Source organism: Klebsiella sp. A52, assembly GCF_018388785.1.
Classification (GTDB): domain Bacteria; phylum Pseudomonadota; class Gammaproteobacteria; order Enterobacterales; family Enterobacteriaceae; genus Klebsiella; species Klebsiella aerogenes.
Genome location: NZ_CP074437.1, coordinates 484,618 through 503,436, shown reverse-complemented (window position 1 = coordinate 503,436; position 18,819 = coordinate 484,618). Strand labels below are relative to the sequence as shown.

Genomic DNA, 18,819 nt, shown 5'->3' with positions numbered 1-18,819 from the left:
TCGTTCCTGACGAATTTGTCCTCACTCACCCCAGTCACTTACTGGAGTAAGCTCCCGGGGATTCCCTGCGTCGCCGCCTTCCTGCAACTCGAATTATTTAGGGTATAGAAACCATAAAAACCATAATGACCATTAAAACTTCTTTTTTAATCTGCCTTTTCTCACATTAACGCCGTGCCAGCCCCTCTACCCTGAACAGGAATAATAACTACAGGGCTGAATTTATGAGCACCACAGACAACGCATTCTCTGCAACCCTTGAACCTATTAACAAACCGAAAGCCTCGTTGAAGCAGCGCTGGTGGCACGTGATGGATAGCTGGAAAGTGGGGATTATCCCGCTGCCGCTATTTTTGCTGGCCGGTGGTCTTATCGCGCTGGACTGCCTTGGCGGCAAGCTGCCGAGCGATATCGTGGTGATGGTGGCGACGCTGGCCTTCTTCGGTTTTGCCTGCGGCGAGTTCGGCAAGCGTCTGCCGGTACTCGGTAAGCTTGGCGCGGCGGCGATTTGCGCCACCTTTATTCCTTCAGCGCTGGTCCATTACGGCCTGCTGCCGGATGTGGTGGTTGAATCCACCACCAAATTCTATAAATCGACCAATATTCTTTATCTCTACATCTGCTGCATTATCGTTGGCAGCATTATGAGCATGAACCGCACCACGCTGATTCAGGGGTTCCTTAAGATCTTCCTGCCGATGCTGTGCGGCGAAGTTGTCGGCATGCTGGTAGGCGTCGGCGTGGGTAGCCTGTTGGGAATGGATCCGTTCCAGGTCTTCTTCTTTATCGTGTTGCCGATTATGGCCGGCGGCGTGGGCGAAGGGGCGATCCCGCTGTCGATTGGCTATGCGGCGCTGATGCATATGGATCAGGGAGTTGCGCTGGGACGCGTGCTGCCGATGGTGATGCTGGGCAGCCTGACGGCGATCGTCATTGCCGGCTGTCTGAACCAGCTTGGCAAACGCTTCCCGCATCTGACCGGCGAAGGCCAGCTAATGCCGAACCGCAGTAATGAAACCCGCAGCCTGAGCGAAAGCGAAGGATTTGGCGGTAAAACTGATGTGGCGACGCTGGCCTCTGGCGCGCTGCTGGCGGTGCTGCTGTATATGATGGGCATGCTCGGACATAAATTGATTGGCCTGCCGGCGCCGGTTGGCATGCTGTTCCTCGCGGTGCTGCTGAAGCTGGCGAATGTGGTTTCGCCGCGCCTGCAGGAGGGCTCGCAGGTGGTGTATAAATTCTTCCGCACCGCGGTGACTTATCCGATTCTGTTTGCCGTCGGCGTGGCGATTACCCCGTGGCAGGAGCTGGTAAATGCCTTCACGCTCACCAACCTGCTGGTTATTGTCTGCACCGTCTCGGCGCTGGTGGCCACCGGGTTCTTCGTCGGTAAAAAAATGGGGATGCATCCGGTCGACGTGGCGATTGTCTCCTGTTGCCAGAGCGGGCAGGGCGGTACCGGCGACGTCGCCATCCTGACTTCCGGCAACCGTATGAACCTGATGCCGTTTGCTCAGATAGCTACCCGTATCGGCGGCGCGATTAATGTGTCGTTAGGGCTGCTGTTCTTAAGTCATTTCTTATCGTGATTTAGTTCTGCGCTAACAGCAAAAACTGCCATTTCCCTCCGCAGGACGAAGAAAATTTCTTTGTCCTGCGTCCTAAATTCTGTGCAATTAGCGATACAATAGGCGGCGTTATCCGCGATAGCGACGGCAGCCCCGAGCTGCCTTTTTGATCATTAAAGGAGAGGAAAGAATGTCAGTGCATACTCCCGCCCGGGCGGGCGTCAGCATGGAAAATCTGCTGGCGGCGAAAGAGCAGCGCGCAGCCCGTCAACAAGACTGGCTCAACCATTATCAACAACCGGTTATTTCTCTCACTCTGGTAACGCCAGGGGCGGTAAAAGACAGTATTCGCTATCGCAATATGATGGGTGTTGCGCTGCAGGCCTGTGACCAACTTCTGTGGCAGCAGCGTTGGAAAACGCTCGACCGCCAGGTGTTGTGGCTGCCTACCGGCCCGGAAGCGATGTGGTGCGTTGAGCACTCCGCGGAAGAGATCAAAGCGCTATGCAGCGAGCTGGAACAGAATCATCCGCTGGGACGTCTGTGGGATATCGACGTCATTTGTCCGCAAGCGGGGCTGATTAGCCGCCAGGCGCAGGGCGAAGCGATGCGCCGCTGCCTGCTGTGCGATGAGCCGGCCCACGCCTGCGCGCGCAGCCGTCGTCACGACACCGGGCTGGTGGTCGCTCGCGTTGAGCAGATGATCGATGCGTGGTTCGCCCGCGATTAATCGCGTCTGCGTTAGAGATTTCCCCGGCGGCGTAGCGCGACCGGGGCGTCCGGATAACGACTTAAAAGTCGATCGGCGCGCGGAAGGTCATCGCGTTGCCGTAGGCGGGATGGGTGATAGTTAACGTTTCGGCATGCAGCAGCAGGCGCGGGGCCATCGCCAGCGCCTCCGGCGTGGCGTAAAAGCGGTCGCCGAGGATCGGATGCCCTAACGCCAGCATATGCACGCGAAGCTGATGTGAGCGCCCGGTAATCGGCTTCAGGCGCACGCGGGCGGTGTTGTCCTCCGCGTACTCCAGCACCTCATACTCGGTTTGCGCCGCTTTGCCGGTTTCATAACACACCTTCTGCTTTGGCCGGTTCGGCCAGTCGCAAATCAGCGGTAAATCCACCAGACCTTCCGCAGGCTGCGGATGGCCCCAGACGCGGGCGATGTACTGCTTCTTCGGCTCGCGCTCGCGGAACTGACGCTTCAGTTCACGCTCGGCGGCCTTATTCAGCGCCACCACAATCACGCCGCTGGTGGCCATATCCAGGCGATGCACCGATTCGGCCTGCGGGAAATCGCGCTGGATACGCGTCATCACGCTATCCTTATGCTCTTCCAGCCTGCCGGGCACGGACAACAAGCCGCTCGGCTTGTTGACCACCATAATGTGCTCATCCTGATACAGAATCACCAGCCAGGGATCCTGCGGCGGATTGTAGTTTTCCATCGCCATTTTCGCGTTCCGTTACTGGTGAGTGACGACGATCAGACGCAGCGCGTCCAGACGCCATCCGGCCTGCGCCAGCGCATCCATCACCTGCTGGCGGTTGCTTTCGATCGCCGCCAGTTCGTCGTCACGGATATTCGGGTTCACCGCCTTCAGCGCTTCGAGACGCGACAGTTCCGCCGTCAGTTTATCATCGGCTTCGTTACGCGCCGCGTCGATCAGCGCCTGCGCCGCTTTGGCGATCTGCGCTTCGCCCTGCTGCAGAATCGCGTGAACGTCCTGCTGCACCGCATTGACCAGCTTGCTACCAGTGTGGCGGTTGACCGCGCTCAGCTGGCGGTTGAAGCTTTCGAACTCCACCTGCGCGGCGAGGTTGTTGCCGTTTTTATCCAGCAGCATGCGAACCGGGGTCGCCGGCAGGAAGCGGTTAAGCTGTAATTGCTTCGGCGCCTGCGCTTCGACGACGTAGATAAGCTCCAGCAGCAGCGTGCCGACCGGCAGCGCCTTGTTCTTCAGCAGCGAAATCGTGCTGCTGCCGGTATCGCCGGAGAGGATCAGATCCAGACCGTTGCGAATCAGCGGGTGTTCCCAGGTGATGAACTGCGCGTCTTCACGCGACAGCGCCACGTCACGCTCGAAGGTGATGGTGCAGCCATCTTCCGGCAGGCCCGGGAAATCCGGCACCAGCATATGATCGGACGGGGTCAGGACGATCAGGTTTTCGCCGCGGTCATCCTGGTTGATGCCGACGATATCGAACAGGTTCATCGAGAAGGCGATCAGGCTGGTATCGTCATCCTGCTCTTCGATGCTCTCAGCCAGAGCCTGCGCTTTTTCGCCGCCGTTGGAGTGGATCTCCAGCAGACGGTCGCGGCCCTGTTCCAGCTGCGCTTTCAGCGCTTCATGCTGCTGGCGGCAGGATTTGATCAGATCGTCGAAGCCATCGGTGGATTCCGGCGCGGCAAGGTAGTTAATCAGGTCGTCGTGAACGCTATCGTAGACGGTACGGCCGGTCGGGCAGGTATGTTCGAAGGCGTCGAGGCCTTCGTGATACCAGCGCACCAGCACCGACTGCGCGGTTTTCTCCAGATACGGCACGTGGATCTGGATATCGTGCGCCTGGCCGATACGGTCGAGACGGCCAATACGCTGCTCCAGCAGATCCGGGTTAAACGGCAGGTCGAACATCACCAGGTTGCTGGCGAACTGGAAGTTACGCCCTTCGGAGCCGATTTCGGAACACAGCAGCACCTGCGCGCCGGTGTCTTCTTCGGCAAACCACGCTGCGGCGCGGTCGCGTTCGATAATCGACATGCCTTCATGGAATACCGCGGCGCGAATACCTTCGCGCTCGCGCAGCACCTGCTCCAGCTGCAGCGCGGTGGCGGCTTTGGCGCAAATCACCAGTACCTTCTGCGAGCGATGGCTGGTCAGGTAGCCCATCAGCCATTCGACGCGCGGGTCGAAGTTCCACCAGGTGCCGGTATCGCCTTCAAACTCCTGATAGATCTGCTCCGGATAGAGCATGTCGCGCGCGCGCTCTTCCGCGGTTTTGCGCGCGCCCATAATACCGGAGACCTTGATAGCCGTCTGGTACTGGGTCGGCAGCGGCAGACGAATAGTGTGCAGCTCGCGTTTCGGGAAACCTTTCACGCCGTTACGGGTGTTACGGAACAGCACCCGGCTGGTGCCGTGGCGGTCCATCAGCATTGAAACCAGCTCCTGGCGCGCGGCCTGAGCATCTTCACGATCGCTGTTAGCGGCCTGCAGCAGCGGCTCGATGTCCTGTTCGCCGATCAGATCGCCAAGGGTATTGAGTTCATTATCGTTGAGCTTGTTGCCTGCCAGCAGCAGGGCGACGGCGTCGGCGACCGGGCGATAGTTTTGCTGTTCTTCAACAAACTGTTCAAAATCGTGGAAGCGGTTTGGATCCAGCAGACGCAGGCGCGCAAAGTGGCTCTCCATGCCCAGCTGTTCCGGCGTCGCGGTCAGCAACAGTATCCCCGGCACGCGTTCGGCGAGCTGTTCAATGGCCTGATATTCACGGCTCGGCGCCTCTTCGCTCCACACCAGGTGGTGCGCTTCATCGACCACCATCAGGTCCCATTCGGCGTCGCACAGGTGCTCCAGGCGCTGCTTGCTGCGGCGCACGAAGTCTAAGGAGCAGATAACCAGCTGTTCGGTTTCGAACGGGTTGTAGGCGTCGTGCTGCGCTTCGGCGTAGCGTTCGTCGTCGAACAGCGAGAAACGCAGGTTGAAGCGGCGCAGCATTTCCACCAGCCACTGGTGCTGGAGGGTTTCCGGGACCACGATCAGCACGCGCTCGGCGGCGCCGGAGAGCAGCTGCTGATGGAGGATCATCCCGGCTTCGATGGTTTTACCTAAGCCCACTTCATCGGCCAGCAGAACGCGCGGCGCGTGACGACGGCCCACGTCGTGGGCGATGTTCAACTGATGCGGGATCAGGCTGGTGCGCTGGCCGCGCAGGCCGCTCCACGGCATGCGGTACTGTTCGCTCTGGAACTTACGCGCGCGGTAGCGCAGGGCAAAGCGGTCCATCCGGTCGATTTGCCCGGCGAACAGGCGGTCCTGCGGCTTGCTGAAGGCCAGCTTGCTGTCGAGCAGGACTTCGCGCAGGGTAACATGTTCTTCTTGCGTATCCAGGCGGGTGCCGGTGTAGGACAGCAGCCCATTCTCTTCATTTACTTCGTCAACGTGGAGCTGCCAGCCTTCGTGGCTGGTAATGGTATCGCCCGGGTTAAACATCACGCGGGTGATCGGGGAATCGTTGCGAGAGTACAGACGGTTTTCGCCGATGGCGGGGAAAAGGAGAGTGACCATGCGCGCATCCAGCGCTACCACTGTCCCTAGTCCTAGTTCGCTCTCTGTATCGCTAATCCAGCGTTGACCAAGTGTAAAAGGCATATGTGTTCGGCTCTTTGTTCTTTAATTGCAGGCAATAGTGCATCCTCAGCATAGTTACGCTGAGGAATCAAAATTGGGTCCAGGAATGGAAAGGGCGCTATGGTACTGGATGCCGCGGTGTTAGTCACCTGTCAAAATAGCCCCAGTTGCCCTGTCACTATTGTAGCAAAGTCGTCGTTGACGAAGGGAAGGATTCCTTCCGCCACCGGCTGCAATTGCTTTGACAGATAGTGATCGTAATCGAGCGGCGACTGCTGGTAATCCACCGGCTCCGGGCCGCCGGTAGTCCAGACGTATTTAATGGTGCCGCGCTGCTGATACTGCTGCGCCCGCCCAAGCTTCGCGTTGTGTTCATCGGCAAGCCTCGCGGCGCGCACGTGCGGCGGCACGTTACGCTGGTACTCCGCCAGCGGTCGGCGCAGGCGCTTGCGATAAACCAGCTGCTCGTCGAGCTCGCCGTTCATTAGTCTTGCGATAGTCTCCCGTACATAATCCTGATACGGCTGATGGCGGAAGATGCGCAGATACAGCTCCTGTTGAAACTGCTGGGCCAGCGGCGTCCAGTCGGTGCGTACCGTCTCCAGCCCCTTGAACACCATGCGCTGGGCATCGCCCTCCTGAATCATTCCGGCATAACGCTTTTTACTGCCGGTATCGGCGCCGCGGATCGTCGGCATTAAAAAGCGGCAAAAGTGGGTTTCATATTCCAGCTCCAGCGCGCTGGTCAGCTGGCTTTTGCCCAGTTCCTGCGCCCACCAGTCGTTAACATAGGCAACAAGTTTGCGGCCGATTTCCGCCGCCTGCGCTTCGCTATGCGGGCGTTTGAGCCAGACGAAGGTGGAGTCGGTATCGCCGTAGATAACGTCATAGCCCTGGGCTTCAATCAGCGCTTTGGTCTGGCGCATGATCGCGTGGCCGCGCATGGTGATCGACGACGCCAGCCGTGGATCGAAAAAGCGGCAGGCGCTGGTCCCCAGCACGCCGTAAAAGGCGTTCATGATGATCTTCAGCGCCTGCGACAGCGGCTTATTATGCTGACGCTTAGCTTCATCGCGGCCGTGCCAGATCTGCCCGACGATGCCTGGCAGGCAGTGCTTTTCGCGCGAGAAGCGGGCGCCGAGAAACCCTTCGGTGCTGTGGCGGTCATCGGGCTGTGCCAGCCCTTCAACCAGGCCGACCGGATCGATTAAAAAGGTGCGGATGATCGACGGATACAGGCTTTTGTAGTCCAGCACCAGCACTGAGTCATACAGGCCGGGGCGGGAGTCCATGACGTAGCCGCCGGGACTGGCCTGCGGGGGAACTTCGCCGAGATTCGGCGCCACGTAGCCCAGCCGGTGCATGCGCGGGAAATAGAGATGGCTGAAGGCGGCGACCGATCCGCCGTGGCGATCGGCGGGCAGGCCGTTGACCGTCGCCCGTTCGAGCAGAAACGGCATGATCTCTGTCTTATGAAAGATCCGCGTCACCAGCTCGCAATCCTGTAGGTTATAGGTTGCCAGCGCCGGTTTATCTTCATGGAAACGGCGATCGATTTCGTCCATCCGGTCCCACGGGTTGTCGATAGCTTTACCTTCGCCGAGCAGTTCGCGGGCGACGGCCTCGAGTGAAAATGAGGAGAAGTTCCAGAACGCCGATTTTAGCGCTTCGATGCCGTCGATAATCAGCCGGCCGTTGGCCTGGGCGAAAAAGACGCCGTTCTTAAAACCGTGCTCGCGCCACTCCAGCTCGCTATTGCCGCGGCCGAGCAGCAGCGGGATGCGGTAGCGCTCGGCGTGTTTTTGCAGGACCCGCAGATCGAACTGCACCACGTTCCAGCCGATCAGCACGTCGGGATCGTGTTCGGCAAACCAGGCGTTGAGCTTTTCCAGCAACAGCGGGCGGCTGGCGACATAGACCAGGCTGAAGCCCACATCCGGCGGCGTAGCGGGCTCGGGGCCTAACATGTAGACCACCCGCTGGCCGCAGCCTTCCAGGCCGATGCAGTAGAGCTCGCCGTGGCGGCTGGTTTCGATATCCAACGAGACCCATTTCAGCGGCGGGCGGTAATCCGGATTAGGTTTCATGCGCGCGTTAACCAACTGCGAACCGCGCCTTTCTCCTTCCACCCAGACCGGGGCGGTGATAAAGCGCTCCATCAGGTAGCGCTCCGGCGGGCGGATATCGCCTTCGTAAACGGTGACGCCGTTTTCACGCAGCTTTTTTTCCAGCCGCATCAGCTGGCGATGGGCGCGGCAGTACAGGCCGAAAACCGGCTGGCGGTGGAAATCTTTTAACGCAAGCGGGGCCAGGCGATAGCCGTTTTCACCTTGCAATAGGCTTTCAGCCTGCTGCCGCTGCACTTCGGGGATAAACGCGACGGATTCCTGCGGCGGCAGCGTGACCTGCAGCGGGCCGTTATCGGTCGCCAGCCAGAAGGCCAGTTCCGTTCCCTGCGGGGTATCCCGCCAGTGACGGGTGAGTAAAAATCCTGCTTGCGGCTGCGTCACGCGTGCTCTCAACGATAAAAAACCAGGCCTGATTATAGCCTGGTTTCACGATAGGTGCTGGGGTTTTATACAGGCATTCAGCGCCGCGGTTGCCCCGGATTTCTGCTTGCGCCTCATCCGGGCTACGGTTCGTGCCATTGTGAGCTTAAGGTCTCTACCTTGTACCTGTGGCTACTGAAACTGCCGGTGTTGGTGGCCTCAAAATCGCTGAGACGTTCCCGGAAGGCCGGGGCAGCCCGCATGGATGCGGGCTGAGGGCCGTGATTTGCAAGGACGCTGCCTCGGCCCGACCCGAAGCCTGCAGGGATAAGTCGAAGGCACCACGAAGTGACGATTTTGGTGGCCAGAGCCGGGGAGTACAGAGGGCGGCGGCGACTGGCCGCCCTCTGTGCGCTCCCTGCGCCATGAGAGACATAACGCAGAAAAATTAATCGGGAGCGCAATATGCTCGGAATTAACACAAAACACACGTTTTTCCCGGACCAAAACAGTTGTAAACCGACAACAGTTTCTACAACTTGGCCCAACCAGCGGCCGTTACTGGCCGTAGTAGGCTTTGGCCCCGTGTTTACGCAGATAGTGTTTATCGAGCAGCGTCTGCTGCATATCCGGCAGTTGCGGCGCCAGCTGGCGGCAGAAAATTCCCATATAGGCGATCTCCTCCAGCACGATGGCATTATGCACCGCGTCTTCGGCATTTTTTCCCCAGGCGAACGGGCCGTGGGAATGCACCAGCACGCCGGGCATTTGCGCCGGGTCGATGCCCTGCTGACGGAAGGTTTCGACAATCACGTTGCCGGTTTCCCACTCATATTCGCCGTTGATCTCCGCATCGGTCATCAACCGGGTGCAGGGGACCGGGCCATAAAAATAGTCAGCGTGGGTGGTGCCGGTCGCCGGGATAGATTGCCCGGCCTGCGCCCAGATGGTGGCGTGGCGCGAATGGGTATGCACAATCCCGCCAAGCGTCGGGAATGCCTGATACAGCAGGCGATGGGTCGGCGTATCGGAAGAGGGCTTCTTGTTGCCTTCCACCACTTCACCGGTCTCCAGACTGACGACGACCATGTCGTTAGCGGTCATCACTGCGTAATCCACGCCGGAGGGTTTAATAACCAATACCCCTTTGTCACGATCGACGGCGCTGACGTTGCCCCAGGTTAAGGTCACCAGATTATGCTGCGGTAGCGCTAAGTTGGCCTCCAGCACCTGGCGTTTGAGATCTTCTAACATAGTGTGCTCCGAATAGCAGGTGAGTTGGGTTCCCCTCACCCCGACCCTCTCCCAAAGGGAGAGGGAGTAAGATGACACCGCGCCGGTCGGTTCCTTCTCCCCACTCCTCTCCCAAAGGGAGAGGGAGAAAGATGACACCGCGCCGGTCGGTTCCCTCACCCCGACCCTCTCCCAAAGGGAGAGGGAGAAAGTTGACACCGCGCCGGTCGGTTCCCTCACCCCGACCCTCTCCCAAAGGGAGAGGGAGAAAGATGACACCGCGCCGGTCGGTTCCCTTACCCCGACCCTCTCCCAAAGGGAGAGGGAGAAAGATGACACCGCGCCGGTCGGTTCCCTTACCCCGACCCTCTCCCAAAGGGAGAGGGAGTAAGATGACACCGCGCCGGTCGGTTCCTTCTCCCCACTCCTCTCCCAAAGAGAGAGGGAAAAAGTTGACACCGCGCCGGTCGGTTCCCTCACCCCGACCCTCTCCCAAAGGGAGAGGGAGAAAGTTGACACCGCGAGGGTCGGTTCCCTCGCCCCGACCCTCTCCCAAAGGGAGTGGGATAAAGGCGACACCGCGCTCGGTCGGTTCCCTCTCCCCGCTGGGGAGAGGGTTAGGGTGAGGGGCGGCCTCTTAGCGTTTTGAACCGTAATAGACTTCATTCCAGCGCAGCGCGTCTTTGAACGACGGCAGGCGGGTATCGTTGTCGATGACGGTCAGCTCAATATCCTGCAGCTCGGCAAACTGGCGCATATCGTCGAGGGTTAGCGCATGGCTGAAGACGGTATGGTGCGCGCCGCCGGCGATGATCCAGGCTTCCGACGCGGTACGCAGATCCGGCTGTGCCTGCCACAGCGCGTTGGCCACCGGTAGCTTCGGCAGATCGTGCGGCGTCGCGACGGTTTCGATGGTGTTGACCAGCAGGCGGAAGCGATCGCCTAAATCAATCAGGCTGGCGACGATCGCCGGGCCGGTTTGGGTGTTGAAGATCAGACGCGCCGGATCGGCCTTACCGCCAATTCCCAGCGGCTGGACGTCGAGGATCGGCTTCTCGGCGGTAGCGATAGTCGGGCACACTTCCAGCATGTGCGAGCCCAGCACCAGATCGTTGCCGTTGTCGAAGTGATAGGTGTAATCCTCCATAAAAGAGGTGCCGCCCTGCAGACCGGTCGACATCACTTTCATGATGCGTAGCAGAGCGGCGGTTTTCCAGTCGCCTTCGCCGGCAAAGCCATAACCCTGCTGCATCAGGCGCTGTACGGCGAGACCCGGCAGCTGCTTCAGGCCGTGAAGATCTTCAAAGGTGGTGGTAAAGGCGTGGAAACCGCCTTGCTCAAGGAAGCGCCTCATCCCCAGTTCGATGCGCGCGGCGTCCAGTACGTTCTGGCGTTTATCGCCGTGCACCTGCGCCGCTGGCGTCAGGCGGTAGCTGCTTTCATACTCATCGACCAGCGCGTTGATATCGCCGTCGCTGATGCTATTCACCACCTGCACCAGATCGCCGACCGCCCAGGTGTTGACCGAGAAGCCGAACTTAATCTGCGCCGCCACTTTATCACCATCGGTTACCGCCACTTCGCGCATGTTATCGCCGAAGCGGCACACTTTCAGATGACGGGTATCCTGCTTCGAAACCGCCTGACGCATCCACGCGCCGATGCGCTGGTGCGCTTCTTTATCCTGCCAGTGGCCGGTGACGACGCTGTGCTGCTGGCGCATGCGCGCGCCGATAAAGCCAAATTCGCGGCCGCCGTGCGCGGTCTGGTTGAGGTTCATAAAGTCCATATCAATGCTGTCCCACGGCAGAGAGGCGTTGAACTGGGTATGGAATTGCAGCAGCGGCTTGTTGAGGAGCGTCAGGCCGTTAATCCACATTTTCGCCGGTGAGAAGGTATGCAGCCAGACCACTAATCCGGCGCATTTATCATCGTAGTTGGCGTCGCGGCAAATATGCGTGATTTCATCCGGCGTGGTGCCGAGCGGTTTCAGCACCAGCTTGCACGGCAGTTTTGCTTCCGCATTCAGGCTATTCACCACATGTTCGGCATGTTTCGTCACCTGGCGTAGGGTCTCCTGGCCATACAGGTGCTGGCTGCCAATTACGAACCACACTTCATAGTTATCAAAAATCGTCATTTTCGTATCCTTAATGGGTGAGCGCTGCCGGAGATTGCGGGGCGTTTTCCGCCTTTGCAGCCGAAGGGAGATAGTGTTGTTCCGAGCTAGCCGACCACTGCTGGTAGCGCTGATACAGTTGTTCGAAACGTTGCGCCTGCTGCGCGCGCGGCTGCAGGGTGTTTTCCACCTCGCTTGCCATGTTGCGCTGCGCGGCGGGGATATCCGGATAGACGCCCGCGGCGACGGCGGCGAAGATGGCGGCGCCTAACGCGCAGCACTGATCGGAGGCGACAATCTGCAGCGGGCGGTTCAGGACGTCGCAGCAGGCCTGCATGATGACCTGGTTCTTACGCGCAATGCCGCCGAGCGCCATCACGTTATTGACCGGAATGCCCTGATCGGTGAAGCACTCCATAATGGCGCGGGCGCCGAAGGCGGTGGCGGCAATGAGCCCGCCAAACAGCGCCGGGGCGTCGGTGGCCAGATTTAAATCGGTAATAACGCCTTTCAGCCGCTGGTTGGCGTTCGGCGTGCGGCGGCCGTTGAACCAGTCCAGCACCACCGGCAGGTGATCGAGGGACGGATTATTGGCCCAGGCTTCGGTGAGCGCAGGCAGCAGCTGTTTTTGACTGGCTTTGATTGGCTCGCGCAATTCAGGGTGCTGTTGGGCCAGCTGTTCCAGCGGCCAGCCGAGGATACGGCCAAACCAGGCATAGATATCGCCGAAGGCGGACTGACCGGCCTCCATACCGATGAAATCCGGCACCACGCTGCCGTCCACCTGGCCGCAGATACCTTTCACCGTGCGGTTGCCCACGCTCTGTTTATCGGCGATCAGGATGTCGCAGGTGGAGGTGCCGATAACTTTAACCAATGCGTTAGGCTGTGCGCCGGCGCCGACCGCGCCCATATGGCAATCGAAGGCGCCGCCGGAAATCACCACTGTCTCCGGCAGGCCGAGGCGCTGCGCCCATTCGGCGGTCAGGTTGCCGACGGGGAGATCCGCAGTCCAGGTGTCGCGGAATAGCGGCCAGGCAAGGTGGCGGTTGATAATCGGGTCGAGTTCGTCGAAGAAGCTGGCGGGCGGCAGTCCGCCCCAGCTCTCGTGCCACAACGATTTGTGCCCGGCGCTGCAGCGACCACGGCGGATATCCTGCGGGCGGGTGGTGCCGGAGAGCAGGGCGGGCACCCAGTCACAAAGCTCAATCCACGATGCCGCGGCCTGCGCGACGGCGCTATCTTCGCGAGTGACGTGGAGGATCTTGGCCCAGAACCATTCGCTGGAGTAGATGCCGCCGATATAGCGCGAGTAATCTTCTTTACCCGGCGTGTGGCACAGGCGGGTGATGGCTTCCGCCTCTTCCACCGCGGTATGGTCTTTCCACAGTACGAACATGGCGTTCGGGTTGTCGGCGAACTCTTCGCGCAGCGCCAGCACGTTACCGTCAGCATCAATCGGCGCCGGGGTTGAACCGGTGCTGTCGACGCCGATACCGACCACCATCGCTCGTTGTTCTGCGCTTAATGCCGCCAGGACGCTTTTTAGCGCCGATTCCATCGATTCAATATAATCGCGCGGGTGATGGCGGAAGCGGTTATTCGGCCCATCGCAGAACAGCCCTTCCTGCCAGCGTGGATACCACTCTACGCTCGCGGCCAGCTCCGCGCCGGTAGCGCATTCCACCGCCAGCGCGCGTACTGAGTCACTACCAAAATCGAGGCCAATCGCAATTGCCATCTTGTTACTCCATGCTGAAATCATTCATGCAGCAACAGTAGATATCCCCGGCCAAATCCGTCAGGCCGTATTCGCTAATCTTATGGACTATATTGCTGTCACCTCGCAAAGTGTGACGCCGTGCAAATATTCGATGTGGACTTTCCTGCCGTATTTATAGACACTTTTGTTATGCGCTGGATCAACGCGAAATGCGTGCTGGTAGCGCTTTTTTCGCTCACTGTGCGGGTTTTTGTCTAAATTCCCACCGGTATCGCAGTCGCAACGGCGCGGATGGCGATAAAATGATGAATATGGACAATTGGTGTCAAAAATACCTCGTGGAGAACGACGCTTATGGCCGAAACGCAAAACGATCCGCTGCTTCCGGGCTATTCCTTTAACGCTCATCTGGTCACCGGCCTGACGCCGATTGAGGCGCAGGGTTATCTCGATTTCTTTATCGACCGCCCGCTGGGCATGAAAGGCTATATTCTCAACCTGACGATCCGCGGCGAGGGGGTGATTAACAACCACGGCGAACAGTTCGTTTGTCGCCCCGGCGATATGCTGCTGTTTCCGCCGGGGGAGATTCATCACTATGGCCGCCATCCCGACGCCAGCGAGTGGTATCACCAGTGGGTCTATTTCCGTCCGCGCGCCTACTGGCACGAATGGCTTAACTGGCCGACGATCTTCGCTCAGACCGGTTTCTTCCGCCCGGATGAACAGTGGCAGGCGCGGTTTGGCGAGCTCTTCGGGCAGATTGTCGATGCCGGTCAGGGGGCGGGACGTTATTCCGAACTGCTGGCGATTAACCTGCTGGAACAGTTGCTACTGCGGCGCATGGAGGCGATTAACGAATCGCTGCATCCGCCGCTGGATAACCGGGTGCGCGATGCCTGCCAGTACATCAGCGACCATCTGGCGGACAGCCATTTTGATATCGCCAGCGTCGCTCAACATGTCTGCCTGTCGCCTTCGCGTCTGTCGCACCTGTTTCGCCAGCAGTTGGGGATAAGCGTACTTGGCTGGCGGGAAGATCAGCGAATTAGCCAGGCCAAACTGCTGTTGAGTACCACCCGGATGCCAATTGCCAGCGTCGGCCGCAACGTTGGCTTCGAAGATCAGCTCTATTTTTCGCGGGTCTTTAAAAAATGTACCGGGGCCAGCCCCAGTGAATTTCGCGCAGGATGTGAATAAAAAGTAAAGAAAGTGAAATGATGACCCGCTTAAATGTCACAGCCAGTAAACTATTAAGACAATTGGTGGCTTGACGACGACGTGACGGCTCCGGAGAATCCGGGCTTCGTTTTTTAACCGGGTACATTATGCAGGCATTGCTGGAACACTTTATCACCCAATCCACGGTCTACTCGTTGATAGCCGTGATGCTGGTGGCATTTCTTGAGTCGCTGGCGCTGGTGGGGCTTATTTTACCCGGCACGGTCATGATGGCTGGCCTGGGGGCGCTCATCGGCAGCGGCGAAGTTAACTTCTGGCAGGCGTGGCTGGCGGGGATTGTCGGCTGCCTGTTGGGAGACTGGATCTCATTCTGGCTCGGCTGGCGCTTTAAAAAGCCGTTACACCGCTGGTCGTTTATGAAAAAAAATCGCGCGCTGCTGGAGAAAACCGAACACGCGCTGCACCAGCACAGCATGGTGACGATACTGATCGGCCGCTTTGTCGGGCCGACGCGGCCGCTGGTGCCAATGGTCGCCGGGATGCTCGACCTGCCGGTGGCGAAGTTTGTGCTGCCGAATATTATTGGCTGCCTGCTCTGGCCGCCGCTCTATTTCCTCCCCGGTATTCTGGCGGGGGCGGCGATTGATATTCCTGCCGATGAAAACAGCGCCAGCTTCAAATGGCTGCTGCTGGGCGCGGCGCTGCTGGCGTGGCTGGCGGGCTGGCTGTGCTGGCGACTGTGGCGGAGCGCGAAAACCTCCGGCGATCGTCTGACCCGTTGGCTACCGCGCGGACGCCTGCTGTGGCTGGCGCCGTTGATGGCGGCGCTGGCGGTAGCGGCGCTAACGTTTGTTTTCCGCCATCCCCTGATGCCGGTCTACCTTGAGATCCTGCATAAGGTCATTTCGCGTTAATTCCCAACAGCGCCGAGGCGCTGCTGTTGCCGCTCAACAGATCGTCAGTGGCGCCGTCCCAGGCAATGCGCCCTTCGGCCACTACGATGGAACGAGGCGCAATGCGCGCCGCATCCTCCACGCTGTGCGACACCATCAACAGCGTCAACTGTTGCCGCTGACAGACATCGGCGACCAGCGTCAGCATCTCCTGACGCAGCGCCGGATCGAGCGCCGAGAAGGGTTCATCAAGCAGCAGCACCGGCTGTTGGCGTATCAGACAGCGGGCCAGCGCCGCTCGCTGCCGCTGACCGCCGGAAAGCTCGCCAGGCAAGCGATCCAGCAGCGTATCCATTCCCATCTGCCCGGCTATCGCCGTGACCTGCGCGTGCTGCTCGCGGTTCAGCTTCAGGCCGGGGTGGATGCCTAGGCCAATATTCTGCCGGACGGTGAGATGGTTAAACAGGTTGTTCTCCTGAAACAGCATGGAAACCGGACGCTGCGCCGGCGGCGTGGCGTTATGCTTCTCGCCGTCGATCAGCAGGCTGCCGCTGGCCGGCGGCAGAAAACCGGCGATCAGATTCAGCAGCGTGCTTTTGCCGGCGCCGCTGGGACCGAGCACGGCGATGCGTTCTCCGCGCTCGACGCTGAGCGTAAAGCGCATCGGCAAATGCTGATACAGCCAGGTGACATCATTGAGTTTTAGCATCGCGTCCCGGTAGTTTCTCGATCAAGGTAAAAAGGATAAAGCACAGCAACAGTAGCAGGAGCGCGGTGACCGCGCCGTCCTGGCTGCGGTAGGAGCCTATTTGTTGATACAAATAGAAAGGCAGCGTGCGGAAGGATTCATTGCCGAACAGCGCCACCACGCCGAAGTCGCCGATAGACAGCACGCAGGCGAAAGCCAAAGCCTGCGCCAGCGGCCGTTTCAGCGCCCGTAGCTCCACTACCCGCAGCCGGTTAAAACCTTGTAGCCCCAACGACTGACACAAAGCGCCGTAGCGGGCGGCAATATCGCGCATCGGGTTTTCCAGCACCTTCAGGGCATAGGGGATTGCCATCAGCGCGTTGGTAAAGATGACGATGCCGTCGGCGGATTCCGGCAGGCCGACGCTGTTATTGAGCAGCAGGAAAAATCCGGTTGCCAGCACAATCCCCGGCATGGCGAGGATGAGCATGCCGCTGAGCTCCAGCGTCTGCCCGGCCAGCGGCAGATTGCGGGCCCGCAGTTCGCGGCTGCTCCATAGCAGCATCATGGTCAGGATAACGCTAAGCAGACCGGCGGCGAGGGCGATACGCAGCGAGGTCCACAGCGCCTGCCATAGCGCGGCTTGGCCGAGCACCTTCGGCAGATTGACGTTGAGGCCATCGACGATTACCGCTAACAGCGGCGGCAGCAACAACAATAGAGCAAGCGCGATCAGCGCGCAATCGCACAGGCGGCTATGCAGACGGTCATCGGGGTCGCGCCAGCCCTGCAGTTGGTTGGCGCCGATCGCCACGGCTTTGCTCAGGCGCTGGCTCAGCAGCACCAGCCCAAGACAGCAGACCATTTGAATAATCGCTAATAGCGCCGCCCGCGCCGGGTCGTAATCAAAGCTTAGCGCCTGATAGATAGCCAGCTCAATGGTGGTGGCCCGCGGCCCGCCGCCAAGTGACAGCACGGTGGCGAAGCTTGCGAAGCACAACATAAAAATCAGCGTAGCCACCGGCAGGATCTGCCGACGCAGCCACGGCCATTCCACAAGGCGGAAGAAGACGAAACCGCGCATGCCGAGCTGTGCGGCGATCTGCCGCTGTTCGCCGGGAATGTTTTCCAGCGCCTGCAGCAGCAGGCGGGTCGCCATCGGCATATTAAAAAACACATGGGCCAACAGGATGCCCTGTAAGCCGTATGGTGAGAAATCCCATTGCCAGCCGAGGGCGTGGAACAGCGCGGCGAGCCACCCCTGGCGGCCATAGACGCTGAGGATGCCGAACACCGCCACCAGAACCGGCAGGATCAACGTCATCGCGCACAGGCGCAGCAGCAGCGTGCGCCCCGGAAAGCGGCGGCGATACAGGGCGCGGGCAAGGAATATCGCCGGCACCACCGAAAATAGCGCCGACAAAAAAGCCTGCCAGAAAGAGAAACGAACGACGTGCCAGAGATAGCTATCGCTGAGGATCGTCTGCCAGGGGGCCTGCGGCGCTTCCAGCCACAGCGCCAGAAACGCCGCCAGCGCCACGATGACCAGTAAGCAGGCCGCCGCGGCGCCGGGGATCAGCCAGCCGAAACTTAGCGGCTGACGGCGCGTTGCCATGAACCGATCCAGTTTTGACGTTCAGCGGCGACCTGCTGCGGGGTGAACTGCAGCGTGGTTTGCGGTTTGGTTAGCTTATTGAAGTCGGCCGGCAGCGCGACCTGAGTTACCGGGTACATCCAGTTGCCGGTGGGGATCGCGTTCTGGAAGCCAGGCGAGACCATAAATTTCAGGAACTTCTCCGCCAGTTCCGGCTGCTTGCTGGCGGCGGTACGCGCGGCGACTTCAACCTGCAGATAGTGGCCTTCGGTAAAGTCCGCCGCCGCATAATTATCTTTTTTCTCTTCGATGAGGTGATAAGCCGGCGAGGTGGTATAGCTCAACACCAGGTCGCTTTCGCCTTTCAGGAACAGGCCGTAGGCTTCGCTCCAGCCCTTGGTGACGGTGACGGTTTTGGCCGCCAGCTTCTGCCAGGCTTCCGGCGCCTTATCGCCATACACCTTTTGCATCCACAGCAGCAGGCCGAGCCCCGGCGTACTGGTGCGCGGGTCTTCATAAATCACGCGCCATTTCTGCGGGCTCTCGACCAGCTCTTTCAGGCTTTTCGGCGGGTTTTTCAGCTTGTTTTTGTCATACACGAAGGCGAAGTAGCCGTAGTCGTAAGGCACGAAAGTATCGTTATCCCAGCCGCCGGGTACGGTGACTGCGCTGGCCGGCACGCCGCTTTTGGCAAACAGTTTGCTCTGCGCCGCCGCTGCCAGCAAATTGTTATCAAGGCCAAGCACGACATCGGCTTTGCTGTTTTTGCCTTCCATTCGCAGCCGGTTAAGCAGCGAGACGCCATCTTCGAGGGCGACATATTTCAGTTCGCAGCCGCAATCGGCCTCAAATGCCTTTTTAACCGCCGGGCCAGGACCCCAGTCGGCAGAGAATGAATCGTAGGTGTATACGGTCAGGACCGGTTTAGCAAAGACCGGGGCGGCGACCAGCGCCAGCAGGGGAAGCAGTTTTTTCAACACT

The 18,819-nt window shown here is 59.6% G+C and carries 13 protein-coding genes; 4 read left to right on the top strand and 9 right to left on the bottom strand.

The features are described from left to right. Positions 1 to 224: 224 nt before the first annotated feature. Both KGA69_RS02305 and citX read left to right on the top strand, forming a co-directional pair. Positions 225 to 1,589: a 2-hydroxycarboxylate transporter family protein gene (locus KGA69_RS02305; protein ID WP_015368284.1), complete on the top strand. Its 1,365-nt coding sequence runs from the start codon at positions 225 to 227 to the stop codon at positions 1,587 to 1,589. A 169-nt stretch (positions 1,590 to 1,758) separates the two neighbouring features. Beyond that, a complete protein-coding gene (citX, locus tag KGA69_RS02300) occupies positions 1,759 to 2,298 on the top strand; it encodes a citrate lyase holo-[acyl-carrier protein] synthase (RefSeq protein WP_015368283.1) in 540 nt (179 codons plus the stop codon). A 61-nt stretch (positions 2,299 to 2,359) separates the two neighbouring features. Here citX and rluA read toward each other — a convergent pair whose 3' ends face one another. The 6 genes from rluA to araB form a co-directional block, all read right to left on the bottom strand. Beyond that, positions 2,360 to 3,019, bottom strand: coding sequence for a bifunctional tRNA pseudouridine(32) synthase/23S rRNA pseudouridine(746) synthase RluA (gene rluA, locus KGA69_RS02295; RefSeq protein ID WP_063413970.1), 660 nt, complete (start codon positions 3,017 to 3,019; stop codon positions 2,360 to 2,362). A 12-nt stretch (positions 3,020 to 3,031) separates the two neighbouring features. Then, positions 3,032 to 5,938 (bottom strand): RNA polymerase-associated protein RapA, encoded by a 2,907-nt coding sequence (rapA, locus tag KGA69_RS02290; RefSeq protein WP_045376408.1) that lies wholly within the window; start codon positions 5,936 to 5,938, stop codon positions 3,032 to 3,034. Positions 5,939 to 6,069: 131 nt separating this feature from the next. Then, positions 6,070 to 8,427 (bottom strand): DNA polymerase II, encoded by a 2,358-nt coding sequence (gene polB, locus KGA69_RS02285; RefSeq protein WP_049059867.1) that lies wholly within the window; start codon positions 8,425 to 8,427, stop codon positions 6,070 to 6,072. Between the two features lie 537 nt (positions 8,428 to 8,964). After that, positions 8,965 to 9,660: an L-ribulose-5-phosphate 4-epimerase gene (gene araD / locus KGA69_RS02280; protein WP_045389962.1), complete on the bottom strand. Its 696-nt coding sequence runs from the start codon at positions 9,658 to 9,660 to the stop codon at positions 8,965 to 8,967. A 616-nt stretch (positions 9,661 to 10,276) separates the two neighbouring features. Next, the gene (gene araA / locus KGA69_RS02275) at positions 10,277 to 11,779 is read right to left on the bottom strand and encodes an L-arabinose isomerase (protein WP_063447207.1); all 1,503 of its coding nucleotides are present in this window, start codon (positions 11,777 to 11,779) and stop codon (positions 10,277 to 10,279) included. Between the two features lie 10 nt (positions 11,780 to 11,789). Beyond that, complete coding sequence (gene araB, locus KGA69_RS02270; RefSeq protein ID WP_045389964.1) at positions 11,790 to 13,499, bottom strand: ribulokinase; 1,710 nt, start codon at positions 13,497 to 13,499, stop codon at positions 11,790 to 11,792. A gap of 336 nt (positions 13,500 to 13,835) precedes the next feature. Here araB and araC point away from each other — a divergent pair, with 336 nt between their 5' ends. Both araC and KGA69_RS02260 read left to right on the top strand, forming a co-directional pair. Then, positions 13,836 to 14,681: an arabinose operon transcriptional regulator AraC gene (gene araC, locus KGA69_RS02265; RefSeq protein ID WP_045389966.1), complete on the top strand. Its 846-nt coding sequence runs from the start codon at positions 13,836 to 13,838 to the stop codon at positions 14,679 to 14,681. 128 nt (positions 14,682 to 14,809) lie between these two features. Further along, the gene (locus KGA69_RS02260; RefSeq protein WP_047042724.1) at positions 14,810 to 15,577 is read left to right on the top strand and encodes a DedA family protein; all 768 of its coding nucleotides are present in this window, start codon (positions 14,810 to 14,812) and stop codon (positions 15,575 to 15,577) included. Here KGA69_RS02260 and thiQ read toward each other — a convergent pair. From thiQ to thiB, 3 genes are read right to left on the bottom strand one after another with little or no spacing between them, the layout of a single operon-like run. Continuing rightward, positions 15,564 to 16,265 (bottom strand): thiamine ABC transporter ATP-binding protein ThiQ, encoded by a 702-nt coding sequence (thiQ, locus tag KGA69_RS02255; protein WP_045389969.1) that lies wholly within the window; start codon positions 16,263 to 16,265, stop codon positions 15,564 to 15,566. The genes KGA69_RS02260 and thiQ overlap by 14 nt on opposite strands. After that, positions 16,249 to 17,859, bottom strand: a complete 1,611-nt coding sequence (thiP, locus tag KGA69_RS02250) for a thiamine/thiamine pyrophosphate ABC transporter permease ThiP (protein ID WP_047042718.1) — start codon at positions 17,857 to 17,859, stop codon at positions 16,249 to 16,251. Before thiP ends, thiQ begins: the two co-directional genes overlap by 17 nt. Beyond that, positions 17,835 to 18,818 (bottom strand): thiamine ABC transporter substrate binding subunit, encoded by a 984-nt coding sequence (thiB, locus tag KGA69_RS02245; RefSeq protein ID WP_063447204.1) that lies wholly within the window; start codon positions 18,816 to 18,818, stop codon positions 17,835 to 17,837. Before thiB ends, thiP begins: the two co-directional genes overlap by 25 nt. Position 18,819: the final 1 nt, after the last annotated feature.

Bases quoted from the DNA above. Each gene is read 5' to 3' on its own strand.
- KGA69_RS02305 (WP_015368284.1), top strand. From the start codon at position 225: ATGAGCACCACAGACAACGCATTCTCTGCAACCCTTGAACCTATTAAC.
- citX (WP_015368283.1), top strand. From the start codon at position 1,759: ATGTCAGTGCATACTCCCGCCCGGGCGGGCGTCAGCATGGAAAATCTG.
- rluA (WP_063413970.1), bottom strand. From the start codon at position 3,019: ATGGCGATGGAAAACTACAATCCGCCGCAGGATCCCTGGCTGGTGATT.
- rapA (WP_045376408.1), bottom strand. From the start codon at position 5,938: ATGCCTTTTACACTTGGTCAACGCTGGATTAGCGATACAGAGAGCGAA.
- araD (WP_045389962.1), bottom strand. From the start codon at position 9,660: ATGTTAGAAGATCTCAAACGCCAGGTGCTGGAGGCCAACTTAGCGCTA.
- araA (WP_063447207.1), bottom strand. From the start codon at position 11,779: ATGACGATTTTTGATAACTATGAAGTGTGGTTCGTAATTGGCAGCCAG.
- araB (WP_045389964.1), bottom strand. From the start codon at position 13,499: ATGGCAATTGCGATTGGCCTCGATTTTGGTAGTGACTCAGTACGCGCG.
- araC (WP_045389966.1), top strand. From the start codon at position 13,836: ATGGCCGAAACGCAAAACGATCCGCTGCTTCCGGGCTATTCCTTTAAC.
- KGA69_RS02260 (WP_047042724.1), top strand. From the start codon at position 14,810: ATGCAGGCATTGCTGGAACACTTTATCACCCAATCCACGGTCTACTCG.
- thiQ (WP_045389969.1), bottom strand. From the start codon at position 16,265: ATGCTAAAACTCAATGATGTCACCTGGCTGTATCAGCATTTGCCGATG.
- thiP (WP_047042718.1), bottom strand. From the start codon at position 17,859: ATGGCAACGCGCCGTCAGCCGCTAAGTTTCGGCTGGCTGATCCCCGGC.